General features: G+C 58.1%; 12 protein-coding genes. 8 read left to right on the forward strand and 4 right to left on the reverse strand.

What is annotated here, in order from left to right; all coding sequences use genetic code 11:
* Positions 1-9: 9 nt before the first annotated feature.
* Positions 10-1,467: a PDZ domain-containing protein gene (locus hmeg3_RS06415; RefSeq protein ID WP_094563006.1), complete on the reverse strand. Its 1,458-nt coding sequence runs from the start codon at positions 1,465-1,467 to the stop codon at positions 10-12.
* Between the two features lie 495 nt (positions 1,468-1,962).
* Between hmeg3_RS06415 and hmeg3_RS06420 the strand changes: the two genes are divergently transcribed.
* Complete coding sequence (locus tag hmeg3_RS06420) at positions 1,963-2,754, forward strand: SDR family oxidoreductase (protein WP_094563007.1); 792 nt, start codon at positions 1,963-1,965, stop codon at positions 2,752-2,754.
* A 659-nt stretch (positions 2,755-3,413) separates the two neighbouring features.
* Complete coding sequence (locus hmeg3_RS06430; RefSeq protein ID WP_198361797.1) at positions 3,414-5,582, forward strand: hybrid sensor histidine kinase/response regulator; 2,169 nt, start codon at positions 3,414-3,416, stop codon at positions 5,580-5,582.
* A gap of 223 nt (positions 5,583-5,805) precedes the next feature.
* Here hmeg3_RS06430 and hmeg3_RS06435 read toward each other — a convergent pair whose 3' ends face one another.
* Positions 5,806-6,876, reverse strand: coding sequence for a hypothetical protein (locus hmeg3_RS06435; protein ID WP_198361798.1), 1,071 nt, complete (start codon positions 6,874-6,876; stop codon positions 5,806-5,808).
* A 537-nt stretch (positions 6,877-7,413) separates the two neighbouring features.
* Here hmeg3_RS06435 and hmeg3_RS06440 point away from each other — a divergent pair.
* The 6 genes from hmeg3_RS06440 to hmeg3_RS06465 all read left to right on the forward strand — a co-directional run bounded on the left by hmeg3_RS06440 (position 7,414) and on the right by hmeg3_RS06465 (position 14,643).
* Positions 7,414-8,628 (forward strand): putative zinc-binding metallopeptidase, encoded by a 1,215-nt coding sequence (locus hmeg3_RS06440; protein WP_094563010.1) that lies wholly within the window; start codon positions 7,414-7,416, stop codon positions 8,626-8,628.
* Positions 8,629-8,962: 334 nt separating this feature from the next.
* A complete protein-coding gene (locus hmeg3_RS06445) occupies positions 8,963-11,368 on the forward strand; it encodes a catalase (protein WP_094566172.1) in 2,406 nt (801 codons plus the stop codon).
* 1 nt (position 11,369) lies between these two features.
* Complete coding sequence (locus hmeg3_RS06450) at positions 11,370-12,446, forward strand: acyl-CoA dehydrogenase (protein ID WP_094563011.1); 1,077 nt, start codon at positions 11,370-11,372, stop codon at positions 12,444-12,446.
* The gene (locus hmeg3_RS06455; RefSeq protein WP_094563012.1) at positions 12,434-13,219 is read left to right on the forward strand and encodes a PIG-L deacetylase family protein; all 786 of its coding nucleotides are present in this window, start codon (positions 12,434-12,436) and stop codon (positions 13,217-13,219) included. Before hmeg3_RS06450 ends, hmeg3_RS06455 begins: the two co-directional genes overlap by 13 nt.
* Positions 13,220-13,254: 35 nt before the next feature.
* Positions 13,255-13,920 carry an SAM-dependent methyltransferase gene (locus hmeg3_RS06460; RefSeq protein WP_157739218.1) on the forward strand — a complete coding sequence of 222 codons (666 nt, stop codon included), beginning with the start codon at positions 13,255-13,257 and terminating at the stop codon, positions 13,918-13,920.
* A 30-nt stretch (positions 13,921-13,950) separates the two neighbouring features.
* Positions 13,951-14,643: a glycosyltransferase family 2 protein gene (locus hmeg3_RS06465; protein WP_094563014.1), complete on the forward strand. Its 693-nt coding sequence runs from the start codon at positions 13,951-13,953 to the stop codon at positions 14,641-14,643.
* Positions 14,644-14,701: 58 nt separating this feature from the next.
* On the opposite strand, the gene hmeg3_RS06470 is transcribed toward hmeg3_RS06465, so the two are convergent.
* Both hmeg3_RS06470 and hmeg3_RS06475 read right to left on the reverse strand, forming a co-directional pair.
* Positions 14,702-15,457: a response regulator gene (locus hmeg3_RS06470; protein WP_094563015.1), complete on the reverse strand. Its 756-nt coding sequence runs from the start codon at positions 15,455-15,457 to the stop codon at positions 14,702-14,704.
* Positions 15,454-16,971, reverse strand: a complete 1,518-nt coding sequence (locus hmeg3_RS06475) for an ATP-binding protein (protein ID WP_094563016.1) — start codon at positions 16,969-16,971, stop codon at positions 15,454-15,456. The genes hmeg3_RS06470 and hmeg3_RS06475 overlap by 4 nt, the downstream gene beginning before the upstream one ends.
* Between the last annotated feature and the right edge of the window lie 211 nt (positions 16,972-17,182).

Below are 17,182 nucleotides of genomic sequence, written 5' to 3' on the forward strand. Positions count from 1 at the left end.
GGTCATTGGTCAACGTGACACCCAGTACACCGAGAACGTATCCTTTCCTGTTGCGGCGAAGGTTTGTCGCAACGCCATTGTCGCCTCTTCACGTGCCTTGACGATGGCCTCCCGCGTCTTGCGGCAGACTGCATAGCCGGGTGCAGCGCCAAAGTCAGGGCCGAGGCCGCGCTCCACCATCGTCGCGCGGAACTGAGCGCCTATGGCCGGATTGATGTCCTCGACGGCGTCAGCTGCCGGCACTACAAATTCATAACTGATTGCGCCGTTCTTCAACGCGGCGTTAGCGTTAACCCATGCGAAACAATAGCCTTCGGCGCCGGTGGGCAGCGTCAATTGCAATGCCTGGGATCCCAATGTCACTGGAACGAATTCCAGTTTGCGGTTGCGCCAGACTCCCAGTTTGACCGAGGCGCCGCCAGGCAGACGGCCGAGCAATTCGGTCAGTTGCGTTCTGCTATCGAGCGGACGGCCGTTCAACGACAGAATGACATCCAGCGTCTTCAGACCGGCCTTGTCCGAGGCGCCATTCGGGACGGCGCCGCCCATCAGGACGCCGCGCGTTTGCTCCAGGCCGAGCGAAGTCGCCAATGAAGGAGGAATGTCCTCGATTAAGCCTTTTGCACCCATCACATACTGCATTCCCATCCATCCATGGTCAGCCAGTAACGGGCTGGTCATCGACGGCGCCGTGTCCGGATCGGGAACGGCTGGTGCAACCGCTGTTGGAATCGGACGCTCTTCCTTGCTCACGACAACGGTGACGTTGCGGGTTTTACCGGAACGGAAAACGCGCAAGGGCGCTTTGTAACCGGGACGCATGCGGCCAACGATATTGGAAAATTCTGTTGGCGTGTTGACTGGTTGACCGTTGACTTCAAGAATCACGTCGAGTGGCTTGATGCCCGCCTTATCGGCCGCACTGCCTTTCTTTGTATCAACGACCAGGGCGCCTTTCAGATCGGTCATCCCCAGCGATTTTGCGAGTGAGGGCGAGACGCTATCGACGGTGATGTCCAGCGAACCTTGTGTAATCCTGGCGGCAGAGGAGGCGGCAGTTCCGGCAGTTCCGGCAGTTCCAGATCCTCCTGCTGCGCCGGCGATCGCTGTCGATGCAGGAACTTTCGCTTGCAACGGAGGAGTAACGGGACAGGATTTTTCCCGTTGAATTTGCTTCACTACGGAAATGTTCATTTCCGCGACGGCGATGTCTACTCGATCGGCTTTTGCCGTGGCCTTTTTCAGTTCTTCCTGATACAGCGGTCCCATACCAGCTAAGGTCGGGCAATCCGCTGTGCGTAACGAATTCAGTGTGATGTTACGCATTTCCGGCGAGGTCATCTCCGCCACCATATCGTAGGACGATGCCCGCGCAGAGAGGATCATATTCACCGGATCAAGCGCTCCGCAACCTGCCAGCGAAGACAATAAGACGACGCAGGCCGCGCCTTTCAAGACATTCCCCATGCTTACCCCTTTTCATTATTTGATTTTTGGTAAAAACAAAGCAGGGGATTGTCGCAATGGCGGGTGGTATTCAGCATGTCAAAAAACTTCAGCCGACACCAACATATCTCCGTATATTTCCTGTCGGAAATACATGGCTTCCCAACGCATGGCAGCGCGATGTAATGCGCCGTTCTCATGCTCCCCTGACTGTTATTTTTTGCTTGAGATGATCTTAACACCGTCCAAATGCGATGCCTATTGCGGTGTCCGTACGGTGTGGTATGGGCGCAATTCGATCGTATTGCCTTGAGTGATGAGATGTGTTGATTGCGATCGCGGCTATTTACGTTTTCCTCGCGAGTAATGAAGCAAGCTATATTAAGGGCGCAGTGACTGAGGCGTCGGTGGTTTGACGCTTTAATGTTGAGCGCGTCGGTCTGAGCGGTCTGTGTTGACCTCGCATGGCGTGGCGCATATGTCCAAATTTACATCGGAATTTATGTCGGAATTTTTATGAAAACAGTTGATCTCTTAACGCCAAATGCCGGACTGCGCGTCTTCATCTCCGGCGCAGCCACCGGCATCGGCGCCGCCATTGCCGAGGCATTTCTTGAAACCGGTGCGGTTGTCTACGTGTGCGACATCAATCCCGCCGCCGTCGACGAAATGAAGAAGAAAAATCCCGCTATCCACGCCGGCGTCGCCGACGTCGGCAAGTGGGAAGATGTGGACGCCGTCATGCAGGACGCGCGGGATAAACTCGGCGGACTCGATCTTCTGATCAACAACGCCGGCATTGCCGGTCCGACAGGCGCGGTGGAAGACATCACCCCTGATGCATGGGACAAGACCATCACGACGAATCTGAACAGCCAGTTCTACTTTCTTCGACGCGCCGTTCCGCTGCTGAAGCAAACATCGGACAATCCCAGCATCATTACCATCTCGTCCGTCGCAGGCCGTCTGGGATATCAATTCCGCACACCTTATGCCTCGACCAAGTGGGCTATCGTCGGGCTGATGAAATCGCTGGCAATCGAACTTGGCCCGGATAACATTCGTGTCAATGCCATCCTCCCCGGCGTCGTCGAGGGCGAGCGCATGGATAAGGTCATCGCAGCACGGGCAGAAGCACTCGGGCTGACATTTGACGCAATGCGCGAAGACTACGTCAAAAAGATCTCGCTACGGCGCCTGGTGACTACGCAGGATGTCGCTGCCATGGCCTTGTTCTTGTCTTCGCCGGCGGCAAGGAATATCTCGGGGCAGGCGATCAGTGTTGATGGCAATCTCGAATATTTGTAGACCGATTGCTGTTTGGAAATCAGGCTTTGATCAACGACAGGTTCTGGATTTCAGTCAAAAAGCTCGCTCCGGCGGGCCTTTCAATGTGGCTATTTTTCCTTTGCATTGCGCGCCTGCCGCCGCTCTTCCTGTTGTCCTACACGTTAATGGGTGTTTCTCCGCCTCGCCAACATGTCCCGCCCTAGAGATACTGCGGGTACACCTGTCATTCATGCAAGATTGTTGCCAGAGCGCTGCAAGTGCGCTTTTGCAGAGAAGGCGGGTCGGTAAACACTCCAACAACTCGAACAAAAAAGGCCGGGATGCCTACGCATGCATTCCTGCTCCGGGGAAACAGGATGAACGCATCTATCAGCAGACTTGCAGACATGGCTTGCCATGCGCCTTTTGCAGTATCAGCCATCAGCGCTGATACCGGTATAGCAGGTCACTTCTTTCCGCGACAGTGTTCCACCCACGAGGGCGCCGACCGTGATGTGCGATCGGCGACGTCCATCTTGTGGAGTCACGTGGACGCAATGGCCAATATGTCAGACGCCGCTCAACTGCCGGCAAGATGGAGCGGCAGGGAATTCATCGTCAAGATGATCACCTGAGTTTCGCTTCCCGCAATCACTGTATTTTCGGCATTTTTTGCAATGAGCAAGACGACATTGAACATGGACAAGCACGCAAATACCGACAGCCAATGGGCCGCCATCGAAGGTAGTGGGCCAGGCCATCCGCGTATCGGATTTGATATCCAGCGGCGTCTGCTGCAGGCATTGCTCATCCTGTGCGTGTTGACATCGCTGGCGCTGCTGCTCGTGCTCGGGATCGTTCAGTGGCGGGATCTGCATACCCAGGCTTTCCTCGCCGCTGAGCGGGCTACCGTCGTTGCGAAGGAACATGCCGACAAGGTCTTTGAACTGGATACTTCTTTGACCGGGCGTGTGGGCGACTTGCTTGCCGGCATGAATGACGATGACATTCACGCCAGGCAACACATGATCCATCTGAAGTTGCGGCAGATGATTGCCGGCCTGCCGCAGATTACCGCGGTCGCCGTCATCGGCAAGAACGGCGATGTGCTTGCGCATAGCCGCGATTATCCTTTTCCACCTTTGTCGGTAGCGGATCGGGAATATTTCATCGCTCTCAAGCAAGGCAAGCAGGAGTCAATTTCTTCCGTGGTGGTCGGTCGTCAAATGCAGCGGCAAGTGTTCACCGACGGCGTCGCGCGACGTGCGGAGAATGGTAGCTTTCTCGGTGTGATTCTGGTGTCGCTGGACCCCGGTTACTTTCTCTCCTTCTATCAGGAAATGTTGCCGGGTGAGATGCATCAGTCTCTGTCGCTGGTACGGGAAGACGGCGCCATACTGGTCCGCTATCCAAAGATGGTGAACGACGTGCCGAATGTATCGGCATCCTCGCCACTCATGCGCGGCATCGGCGCCAATGCCTTGGCCGGTACGACCACGGGCATCTCGCCGCTGGACGGCGAGCGCAAGATCATTTCCTATCGGCGCGTGGCGAATCATGATGTGTATGTCGTGTCGGCCAGATCGCTGTCGCATATTTGGCGTGCCTGGCTCTCGTATATGGTATTGGCAGGCACCCTATTGCTGGTGCCGGGCAGCATCCTTTGCGGCATCATCATTTTTGCCATACGTCGCGTTAAAGACCAGAAGATCGCGTGGCAGTACTGGCGGCGCGAGCTGGCCTTGCGTCACAAGGTCGAGTCCGATCTGCGCGAATCACAGAAGTTTGAGGCCTTGGGTAAGCTCCTTGGCCGCGTTGCCCACGACTTTAACAACTGTCTCATGGTGGTGACCACCGGCATTCAGATCATCCGGCTCAAACGTGTCCCTGGGGTGGAAAAGCAACTCGAGGCCATCGAGCGCTCCATTAAAAGCGGCGAGCAACTGACGCGTCAGCTATTGGGTGTCAGCAGGCGGCAACCGCTGAAGCCAGAGATTTTTTCTCTGCAAATGAAGATTCCTGAATGGCAGCTCTTGCTGTTCAACCCCATCGGGGCTGCACGTTGCTACGTTGACGTCGATACTGAAACCTGGCCGGTTTGCGTCGATGCGGTAGAAATGCAACTGGCGCTGATCAACATCCTGCTCAATGCGCGTGACGCCAGTCCGCCTGATGGTTCGATTACGCTCCGGACAGAGAATATTCTCCGTCGCAGTGCAGGGCCACGACAAGGTTATTTCGTCTGTATCTCCATTACCGACCAGGGCGGCGGCATGTCGGAAGAAACGCGCAAGCAGGCTTTCGATCCCTTGTTTACGACCAAGGAAGCAGGCAAGGGTACCGGCCTCGGTCTGTCGCAGGTGGAAAATTTTGCCAAAGCTGCAGGCGGCTATGCCGAGATTGAAAGCGCTGTCGGTATAGGCACCAAGGTATCGATATACCTTCCTGCAGCAGAGAGCGCGATGTTGGCGGAACGCGATGAGGGATCGCTGGTGGCTGCAGCCCCGCCTCTCAAGCCATTAAGCATCTTGCTGGTGGAAGACAATACGGACGTCGCGGATGGAATCGTGACCTTGCTTGAGACCGCCGGGCACGCCGTGACACATCTCACCGGCGCAGCCGATGCGGAGGATTTCCTGTCGCAGCGGCAACCCGATGTGGTTATCTCGGACATCCATATGCCTGGCGGTATCACCGGGATTGAACTGGCCAAGAAACTCAATCTGCGTTTTCCTGCCTTGCCGGTCATTCTGATCAGCGGTTACGCGGAAGATCTTCAGGCGGCAATCAAAGATGGGTTCAGCGTGATTTCCAAGCCGTTCACCCTCGATAGCATCAATCGTCAGCTCGCCGCGAAGGTCAGGTAAGACAGAGGACGCAGATCCGGCGAAGTGACGCTGCCGGCCGCCTCATATTCCCCTGCTTTGAATGACGGACGCAAAAAAGCCACGCCAGAATCGGCGCGGCTTTTTGGGTCGATGTTCCCGATACTGTCGGGCGTTTTGATTAATGCATCAACAGCACGATCAGAATGATGATGGGAATAGGTACGCCGAGCAACCACAGCAGAATGGCAGGCATGGTGATCTCCTAGGAAATGGTGACAGGTTCATTGGAATCGGTGACGCGCGGTTCTCTTGCGGTGAACACGACACGGTCACGCAGACGGCCACCGTAAGTCGCCGTGAAGCTGGCGATAAATGCACCGCACAAGAGCGCAACGAACATCCATAGCGAGCCGTAAGCCGCTGCCTTGCGTGCCGTGTCGGCGGCTGACTTTGCCTTTGTTGCGGCGTCGTCGATGTTTTGCTTATACGTCGCAAACTTGTCGCTTACGCGCTTTTCAGCATCGGCCTGGCTCATCCCGGTGCGTCGTGCCACCAATTGTGCGAGATAGGTTTTATCAGCATCGGGCAGGGCGCCGGTACGCAATGCATTGGCGAAGATGCGCATCACTTCGGCACGTTGGCCCGGTGTGACGGAATTGTCGCGGCCATCAGCCAAAGGCGCGATGCCGGGCGCAGCGTCCGAACCAGGAGCTGCTGGTGCGCCGACCAAGCCTGCTGAAGCGGCTGGAGCCGATGAAGCTGGTGTGGCAGGACGGAACAGTGAGTCGATGAAATAGCCCGACATGTCAGCTGTGCCGGCGGTGTCGCCAGCGTTGGCATCGGGCGCCATCGCAGCGGCGCCGACGGTGCCGGTTGCTACCACTGTTGCCCCTGCAGAGCCTGCGACTTTGGCGCCGCCCGACAGCACGCTGCCGACTGCGCTGCTCAACAAGGCGGCAGTAGCCAGCGACGCCACCGCCCACGCCAGAAAGCCGTGCGCTGTATCGCGGAAATACACTTCTTCCGTGTGAACGTTAGCCCACTTCACGCGCAGCCGTCCGGCGATGTAGCCACCAATGGCGGATGCCGCGATTTGCGTAAAAGTAATCCAACCGATGGTTGAATAGCCTATAGTCTGGGCACTGAGTCCGCTACCCGACCACGGCGACACGGATGAAAACCCGAGGCCGAAGCCGAGGATGACGAGAATGAACGACAACGCCGCTGCGGCAAATGCGCCGGCGAGGATGGCTCCCCAGGACACGCCTGAAGAGGCGGACCCGCTCGCCTCTATGGCCCCGACGTCCGGGTCATGCAGAGTACGATTTATCATGATGATCTCCTGTTATTGGTACTTGCCGTTGCCGGCTGGTAGTGGCGCCACGCAGAGAAAATGGACTCAGGAGATGAGATTGCCTGAGCCACCTGCTTTCGCATGGTCTGAACTCCGAGAATGAACCTTGGCCGGCGTTAGCGTTGGTGTCTCCGAATCCCTATCTGAGTTTTTGTCTTGCGATATGTTGGTGAATGATTTGTTGCCTGCATCGTCAAGACACAGAAAATGTACCGGCGCGATTCATCCTGAACCATAGGACGACGACGGGATATTTCGTAGGACTAGCGGAAAACGCAACAGCCTTGAGAGGAACTCTTCTGTCGGCGCAGCATGGTGCCTTGGGTGAAGGGCGACAGATGGAGCCCGGCTGCAGAGGCGAGGGATGTGCCACTAGCGTTGCAACAAGCGGTCACCGAAACTCCTCCGGAACAAGCTGGTCATCCCGCAGTCAGTAGTAGGGCGACGACGTGTCGCGATGAGATCACGACGTAGTTTGATGATCAGAACAACAGTCTTAAATAACCGGAAAGCAGCATGAAGACGTTCCACTGTGATAATTGTGCAAAACAGGTTTTCTTTGAAAACACCCGTTGTGAAAACTGCGGCTGGCTATTGGGTTATCAGCCGGAGCTGCAGATCATCAGCAGCTTCACACCTGCCGACGCACCCGCTGCTGGCGATGCCGGCGCCAATGCTAACAACATCGACGGCAATACCGTTGATGGCAATACTGGCGTCAATAAGGAAGGCCATAGCGGCAATGGTAACGAGCCCAGCGGCGAGGTAAGCGGCGTCGAAAGTCCCGTATCGCGCTGGCGCAGTATCAATCCGGTCAATCAGAATCGCGTTTTCCGGCAGTGCAGCAACTATGCACAGGATGATGTTTGCAACTGGATGATTGACGACCGTGACGACAACGCGCTTTGCGCATCGTGTCGCCTGACTACCGTGATTCCCTCGCTGGAGGATCAGCAGAACCGTATCCTGTGGAAGCGGCTCGAGGTAGCAAAGCGTCGTCTGCTGCACACATTATGGACTTTGCATCTGCAGCCGATGCCGAAGCCGGAAGACACCCTGACCGGCCTGGCGTTTGAGTTTTTACAAGATGTGCCGCACGGTGAACGTGTCCTGACCGGTCATGCCGAAGGCGTCATCACCATCAACATTGCCGAGGCTGATCCCGCTTATCGTGAAAAAATGCGCGAACAGATGGCCGAACCGTATCGGACACTGCTCGGACATTTCCGGCATGAGAGCGGGCATTATTATTTCGACCGCCTGATTGCCAACACCGACAGGATCGTTGCTTTTCGCGCGCTGTTCGGCGACGAGACTGTCGACTACGGCGCCAGTTTGCAACGGCACTACGACAACGGCCCGCCACTGAACTGGAATCAGCAGTTCGTCAGTCTCTACGCCAGCAGCCATCCGTGGGAAGACTGGGCAGAAACCTGGGCACATTACCTGCACATGTTCGATACGCTGGAGACCGCCTATTCCTGCGGTGTGCAATTGCGTCCCAAAAAGCACAACGAGCAGAATCTGATCATTGATGCTTCTCCCGTGGATGCCTCGTCGTTCGACGAGCTCATCGCCGAATGGTTTGCCCTGACTTACGTGCTCAACAGCCTCAATCGCAGCATCGGCATGCCCGATTCTTACCCCTTTACCTTGTCGACGCCGGTACTGGAGAAGCTGAAATTCGTGCATGAAGTAGTGATGCAGTATGCGCACGGTGAGGCTGCATGATGTTGTAGGCCGTAGTGTCGAAGTGCTGTGGTTCTCCAATGCCTGCCGTCGCAGGCATTTTTTCTTTTCCTTTCCATCCCTTCCTTTTTCCCTGCTCTTTTTTCTTGCTGAGGCTTCAGCAAATCTGACATCCAAACAAGGCATCGGCTTATGTCGCCTGGCATCGTTTACTTTTACGCTGATGATCGGTTGGTGTGCAAACAGTCTCTTGACGTGCGTACTACCTGCCTCGAGGTACTTCGTATTACCTCGATTCTGGTACCGGTCATCGTCTTGTTGCAATGCTGCTGCAGCCATGCCCGATGCCTCATTTACCGTTATAGGGATGTCGATCATGGCAAGCAAGAAATCCACAAACGAAGGTGCGGGCTCGGTACTGGGCACGATGTCGGGAGCTGCCGTAGTCGGCGCCGGCGCCGGCAAGAAAAGTATTTCCGCCGATTTGCTCAAGAAGGTAACTGGCACCGCGGCGCTGGCCGGCTCTATTGCCGACAACGGGAACAAACCGCAGGAGTTTGCGGCGGCACGTGAAGACGTCGGAGTACCGTCCGCCGGCGTGACTGCCAAACCGGTATCGCCGCTGGTGAGCGCCGGCAGCGTCAGCGAATCGGTCTCCTCAGAGAAGGTCGGTGCTGGAGTTCCCAAGCCGGGCGAAAACGCGGTCACCGGCAATCTTGATCGGGTGCGGGTCGATTCCGGCGCGCAGGCGCTGACGACAAATCAGGGCGTGCCCATTGCCGACAACCAGAACTCCCTCAAGATCGGCGCACGCGGGCCCACTGCGCTGGAAGATTTCATCCTGCGCGAAAAAATCACCCACTTCGACCATGAGCGTATCCCGGAGCGCGTCGTGCATGCACGCGGTTCGGCGGCGCATGGCTATTTCGAATCGTATGGTGACTTCAGCGAGTTGACGCGTGCGGCACCCTTTGCTGCAGCCGGCAAGCGCACGCCGGTATTTGTGCGATTTTCTACCGTGGCAGGCGGCGCCGGCTCTGCCGATACCGTGCGTGACGTGCGCGGCTTCGCCGTCAAGTTCTATACCGACGAGGGTAACTGGGATCTGGTAGGCAATAACATCCCGGTATTCTTCATTCAGGATGCAATGAAGTTTCCTGATCTGGTGCATGCCCTCAAACCGGAGCCGCATTTCGGCATGCCCCAGGCGTCCAGCGCGCACGATACGTTCTGGGATTTCGTATCGCTGATGCCGGAGTCGACGCACATGCTGCTATGGCAAATGTCGGACCGCGCGATCCCGCGCAGCTACCGCATGATGCAAGGATTCGGCGTGCACACTTTCCGTCTGGTGAACGCCGCCGGGGAATCGGTATTTTGCAAATTTCATTGGACGCCGCTGGCGGGTACGCATTCGCTGGCCTGGGATGAGGCCGTCAAAATCGGCGGTGCGGATCCAGACTATCACCGGCGTGATTTGTGGGAAGCTATCGAAGCCGGCCATGCGCCGGAATGGGAGCTGAGCCTGCAAGTCTTCACGGAAGAACAGGCCGCGAATTTTGACTTCGACGTGCTCGATCCGACCAAGCTGATACCCGAAGAGCTGGTGCCGCTGACGCCGGTTGGCAGGATGGTTCTCGATCGTAACCCGGACAATTTTTTCGCGGAAACCGAGCAGGTCGCGTTTTGCACGGCACATGTGGTGCCGGGTATCGATTTCAGCAACGATCCGCTGTTGCAAGGGCGTATTCATTCGTATCTGGATACGCAGATCAGCCGCCTCGGCGGTGTCAATTTTCACGAACTGCCGATCAACGCGCCCTTGGCTCCGGTGCACAATAACCAGCGCGATGGCATGCACCGCCAGGCGGTGCATCGGGGACGCGTATCGTATGAGCCCAACTCACTCGGGGGCGGCTGTCCGTTTCAGGCGGGTGCGGCCGGTTTCAGCAGTTTTCCGCAAGCGGAGCAGGGCGACAAATTGCGCATCAAGCCGGAGAAATTCGCGGATCACTATTCGCAGGCAAAGCTGTTCTGGAACAGCCAGTCTGTTCCAGAACAGATGCACATCATCAAGGCTTTCCGTTTTGAGCTGACGCGTGTGCAGACACCGGCAATCCGCCAGCGCGTGGTGTCCCTGCTGGCCAATGTCGACGACGGCCTGGCGGAAGGTGTCGCCGCAGGACTCGGCTTTGACATGCCTGCTCCTGCGCCCGTCATAGCCGGTGCACCGGCACCAGAATATGCACCGTCGCCCGCACTGTCGTTGACCTCTTATCCTGGCGATAGCGGTATTGCCACGCGCAAGGTGGCGATTCTGGCCGCCGACGGCGTCGATACGGTCGTCTTGGGAAAAATCTATGACGTCTTGCTTGAACATGGCGCGGTGCCGCGTGTCGTCGCACCGAGGCTGGGAGCCGTCAAAGGCAAGGGCGCAGCCACCTGGCAAGCCGACGTCACCATCGATGCCGCACCGTCAGCGCTCTACGATGCACTGATCGTGCCGCCGGGCGATGCTTCTGCCATCAGCTTGTGTGGACATGGGCTGGCTATCGAATTCATCAAGGATCAGTATCGTCATTGCAAGCCCATCATGGTGCTCGACGAAGGTTCCACGATGCTGGATCGGGCTGAGTTACCGGCGGTATTGCCGACCGGTGATCCGGATTTTTCTCTGATCCACGCCGCTTCCGGACAGCTCGATGAGGCACTCGCCCAGTTCATTCAGGCCCTGGCGGGGCCGCGCGAACTTGGCCGCGAAACCGACCCGCCGGTGGTGTGAGATGACGACCTCTTCCATCAAAGATCCGGTTTCTGCGATACGAAAATTTCTCGCCGCCTTACCTGTCCGGTCAGATTCGTCGGAGGACGGTCGACAAGATAGCGCCGGGCAGGTTCTGTGCGCCATGGTAGATGCCGGACTGGATCGGCTGAGCCTTCCCGGCGGTGGACAAACCTTGCAGCGCTGGCGGGCACTTGCTGCGGTTGCCGCACACGATCTCAGTCTGGCCAAGTTGTATGAAGCCCATACCGATGCGCTGGCGATTCTTGCCGAAGCAGGGATGGAGAGCGAACAGCCTTTGCGTGTCTGGGGCGTGTGGTGCGCTGAGCCGCCGCAGGCCAGGCTGGATATTCACCATCCCGCGGCGGAAGGGGCTGGCGCTGTCGTGCTCGATGGCGTCAAAGCCTGGTGTTCGGGGGCCAACACCATTACGCACGCGGTCGTGAGTGGCTGGAACCGGGATGGGCGGCCTTGTCTGGCCGCCGTCGATCTCGACCAGTCAGGCATCACCGTAACCAACGAGGGCTGGCACGCCGTCGGTATGGCGGAAACCGCCAGCGTGGACGTCCTGTTCGACAACGTGCGCGGCGTGGCTGTCGGTGGTGCAGATTTCTATACCGGGCGGCCGGGTTTCTGGCATGGTGGCGCGGGCATCGCCGCGTGCTGGTACGGCGCAGCCGCGCAACTTGCCCTGTATCTGCGGCAGCATTTGACCGATCAGAGTAATCCGCACGCACTGGCTCAACTGGGGCGCGCCGATGTTGCGCTCAGTGCCTGTGCGGCCAGCTTGCGTGCCGCGGCGCAGTACATCGATACAGCGCCGGCCAGTGATGCCTATCGCCTGGCAATGCGGGTACGCCTGATGGCAGAAGACGCCGCAAATCAGGTCATGCACGCCTTCGGGCGTGCGTTGGGTGCGGCGCCGTTATGCCGTGATCCCTGGGCTGCACGGATGATGGCGGACTTGCCGGTATTTTTACGCCAGAGCCATGCGGATCGCGACCTGGAAGCGCTGGCGCATTCACTCTTGCAACGCGATGGCGAAGCTGAAAATGGAGAAGAAGAATGGCAACTATAGAAGAGACCCGGCCTGAACAGATGCAGGTTGATGAGCTGCAGCCTGCATCGACCGATGAGGCGCTATGGCGCGACGACCCACGGCTTGCACGTGTGCCTGCGGTGCACGCCGAGACATTGATTGCCGCCGGTTCGCGCGCTGTGATCGTCGCGCCACATCCGGATGATGAGGTGCTTGGCTGCGCAGGCTTGCTGATGCATCTGGCGCAGCTTGGCCATCCGATTTTGCTGGTGGCGGTTTCCGACGGTGAAAAAAGTCACCACCAGGATTCAGTGCTGAGCCCGGGCTTGCTCTCGCATCTCCGTCCGGCGGAGACGACGCAGGCGCTGTCGCTGCTCGGTATCAGCGACATCACCATCATCCGTGCACAATTGCCCGATAGCGATGTAGCCGGGCATCGCACCAAGTTGCAGGATTTGCTGGGCGCCTATCTGTTGCCCGGAGATACCTTGTTTGCCAGCTGGCAGTTCGACGGTCATCCCGATCACGAAGCGGTCGGACAAGCATGCCGCGAAGCCGCGCGCGCACTCGGTTGCCGCCTCATCGAAATGCCAATCTGGATGTGGCACTGGCGCACTCCCGATGATGCCGGGATTCCGTGGCAACGCGCGCGCAAGCTGGAACTCGATGAACCGATGCAGGAACGCAAGAAAGCGGCGCTGGCCTGTTATCGCAGCCAGTTGGAGCCCGACCAATCGACCGGCAACGCGGCGATTTTGCCGCCGGAGGTGCTGGCGCATTTCCACCGGCCGTTTGAAGTTTTCTTTGTCTGAAAGACCTGAGCGCGGACATGCAGGCACCGACAACCATGATGACTCAGACCACACAGACCACACAGACAGCATTCACGGCTTCGCGCGATTATTTTGCCGCGCTCTATGAGCGCAGCGACGATCCCTGGCGCATTGCCGGCAACTGGTACGAGCAGCGCAAACGCAGCCTGATCATGGCGATGTTGCCGCGCGGCCGTTTTCGCCATGCCTTTGAACCGGCTTGCGGCAGTGGTGAGCTGACGGTGGATCTCGGCCGGCGCTGTGACCGCATTCTTGCGGGGGATTTCGCACAGGCGGCAGTCGATATTGCGCACGAGCGCTGGCAGCGAGCGAGTAGTTCGCGCCGCACGGAGTGCGTGGCGCGTTTTGCCTGCATGGCGGTGCCGCATCAATGGCCTTCACAGTCGGGCGATGTATTCGACCTGATCGTCATCAGCGAATTCGCTTACTACCTCGATGACGACGCCCTGCGGACTTTGCCGGCTTTGGTCAATGCCTCGCTGGCGCCCGACGGCGTCCTCGTGCTGTGTCATTGGAAGCGAGACTTTGCGCAGCGTCGTCATCGGACTGCAGACATCCATCAAGGCTTTGCGAATGTACCGGACTGGCATCACGCAGCGCGCTATGAAGACGCCGACTTTCTGCTTGATCTCTGGAGCCGCGAACAGCAATCGCTGGCCGAACTGGCGGAGCTGATTTAGAACAACGTAAAGCACACCCCTGGAGTCAATATGATCGGCGTCGTTATCCCTGTTCACAACGAAGAAGACTACCTGCGCGCTTGTCTGGCGTCGATACAGGTGGCGGCGTTGCATCCGGCGCTTGCCATGGAAGAGGTGCGGGTGATGGTGGTGCTGGATGCCTGCAGCGACAGCTCGGGCAGTATCGCCAAAGCGCTGGGGATGGATTCGATCGAAATCGCAGCGCGCAACGTCGGTCTGGCCCGCGCCGCCGGCGCTTTGCAATTGCTGGAAGCCGGAGCCCGGTGGCTTGCCTTTACCGATGCCGACAGTATGGTGTCGCATGCATGGCTGGCAGCGCAGCTTGCGCTGGAGGCCGATGCAGTGTGTGGAACCGTGGCTGTCGACGACTGGATACAGCATGGCGCGCAGGCGGAAATATTGCGACACCGTTTCGACGCATCCTATCTTGATCAGGATCAGCATCGGCATATTCATGGCGCCAACTTCGGCGTGTCGGCGGCGGCTTACCGGCAGGCTGGAGGATTCAGCGGGCTTGAGTGCGGCGAGGACGTCGCCATGGTGCAAGCCCTGATCGCCTGCGGCGCGCGCATCTCATGGAGTGCCGCACCGCGTGTCACAACCAGCAGCAGGTTGCGCAGCCGCATGCGCGGCGGTTTCGGCGATACCTTGCGGGGGTTGATCCTGGATGAGGTAGCAGTTGCAACAGAGAAGATTGTGTGACGATACGCGAGAGCGTGAGAGCGTGAGAGCGTGAGAGCGTGAGAGTGCGGAGAGCCTTCTATCTCTGCTTATCCGTGGATGGCAGCTCAAATACGTAGCCCACGCCGTAGATAGCCTGAATTGCATTATGGCCGGGGAAGAATGGTTCGAGTTTGCGGCGCAGATTCTTGATGTGGGTATCGATGGCGCGGTCGGTGACGGAGCGGCATTCGTCATGGACATGGTTGAGCAACTGGTCGCGTGAAAAAACCTGACCCGGTGCCGCCACAAATGCTTTGAGCAGACGAAACTCCAGCGGCGTCAGGCTGACCGGCGCGCCGCTGATGCTGGCTTGATGGCGTGCGTCATCGATCTGCAGAGGAGATGACGAAGATGCGTCGTCGTTATTGCCTTCCATGGAGACTTCCTGTTCGCGGCGGCTGCGGCGCAGCATGGCTTTGACGCGCGCCACGATTTCACGCGGGCTGAACGGCGTCTTGCTGATGTAATCGTCCGCGCCCAGTTCCAGACCGCGCAAACGATCCTCCTCTTCTGCACGTGCCGTGAGCATCAGAATCGGAACATCGCTGAACCGCCGCAACTCCTGGCAGATTTGCCAGCCGTCGCGGCCCGGCAGCATGATGTCGAGCAGCACTAGATCCGGCTTTTGCGCCTGTACCTGCGGCACGGCGTCCTCACCGTGCGCGACGTGCCGCGAAGTATAGCCGGCGGCGGCAAGATACTTTTGCAGCAGCTCCGCCAGTTTGGGTTCGTCCTCCACGATGAGGATATCGGCCGCCTTGGGGGCTTCGAACTGAAAGGCGGGCGTGCTCATGCCGGGCTCCCTTCCGAGGTACCGCCTTCATGGACAGGTAGCCTGACCGTCACGCGCAAACCGCCCAGTGGCGATGCCTCGGCATGGATGCCGCCCTGATGCGCATCGACGATGCGGCGGCAAATCGCGAGGCCAAGACCGGCGCCGCCGCTGGCGCGATTGCGCGACGCTTCGACGCGGTAGAAACGTTCGAACAACCGCTCCAGCGCGACGGCATCAACACCCGGTGCGCTGTCGTCGAGCTGCACGATCCAGTATTGCTGATCGCGCCGGCAGCTGACTGCTAACTGACCAATGCCGTTGTTAGCGTCGCTGTCTGCGTTGCATTGTGCATCTGTATAGCGCAGGCTGTTTTCAAACAGGTTATTGAATAATTGTTGTAGGCGTCCTGCGTCCGCATGTACCGGCATGACATCAGGGAATGCATTCGCGTAGAGGTTCAGACCACGCTTGCGGAACATGTCGTCATAGCTTTGCATGGTTGTACGCAACAGTAGTGCAAGGTCGATGTCGGTCTTGCGATACGTGAGTGCGCCGGCGTCTGCCAGTGACAAGTCGTAGAGGTCGTTGACCAGTTTGTTCAGATGCGTCACCTCGCTCTTGAGCGACCGGATAGTGGATTCGTCCGGGTGCAGCAGGCCGTCTTGCACCGCTTCAAGCTGGCCGTTGAGGATGCCCAACGGGGTGCGCAGTTCATGCGAGACATCGGCCATGAACTCGCGGCGCAGTTTTTCGTTGCGCTCCAGCGTCATCGCCAACTGATTGAAATCGCCGGCGAGGCGGCTGACTTCGTCCTCGGTATCGACGGCGACGCGGATGGTGTAGTCGCCGCCGGCCAGTTTGTGCGTGGCCTGCGCTACTCGCACCAGCGGTTTGAGTAGTACGCCGGAGATGCGCATGACGATCAGGCCGACCAGCATCAGCGCGACCAGACCGATTAGCAGATGCGCCACAAGCTGGCTTTGCTGGAAGCGCAGGTCGGCCGCGCCGATGACATTCTGAAATGGCGTCTGGGCGACCCAGCCGACGATTTCGCTGTCGCGCATGACCGGGCGTATACGCGCATCGGGACCGATATAAGGATTACCAATTACCAGTTTGCGCTGAGCATCGAGCAAGGAAAACCGCATCGGCACGCCGGTCAGATCCGACTGCGACAGCATGTGTTTTGTGTCGGCATTCTTGGGCAGGGCGGCCGTGATGGTAATGGCATCGTCGTGATCGATGATGATGGGACGCAACAGGTCAAACCACGCGCGCGGATTATTGCTGATGAAATCCCAACTGCCGTTGGCGCGATAGGCTTCTTCGATACGCGGCATCAGGGCTTCCATGCGATCCTGGCTTTGTTCGTTCAGATAGCCGAGGAAGTCACGGTTGAAAATGTAGCGTGCAGTACCGCCCATGGCCAGAATGATCACCACGATCACCGCCAGCATGGCGTAGAACAACTTGAGGCGAATACTTGCCCGCGCGAAAAAGCGCTGATAGATGCCGGAGGCGGTAGAGGACATGAGCTTGAACACAATGAAAAGTGGGGTAGCGCACGCAAGTCGCTAGCCGGGACAAGCTGCTAGGGTAGCAAGTTCACGGCTGTCGGTGGCGATATTTTGCAATTCTCCATTTCCTCATATTTCCTCCACAATTGATTTTTATGATGGCAAGTCCGATAGCTCATTGCGCCCGGACGATGCCTTCTTGATAAGGCGGAGACGGGCTGAAAGT

This window comes from Herbaspirillum sp. meg3 (assembly GCF_002257565.1).
Classification (GTDB): Bacteria; Pseudomonadota; Gammaproteobacteria; order Burkholderiales; family Burkholderiaceae_D; genus Herbaspirillum.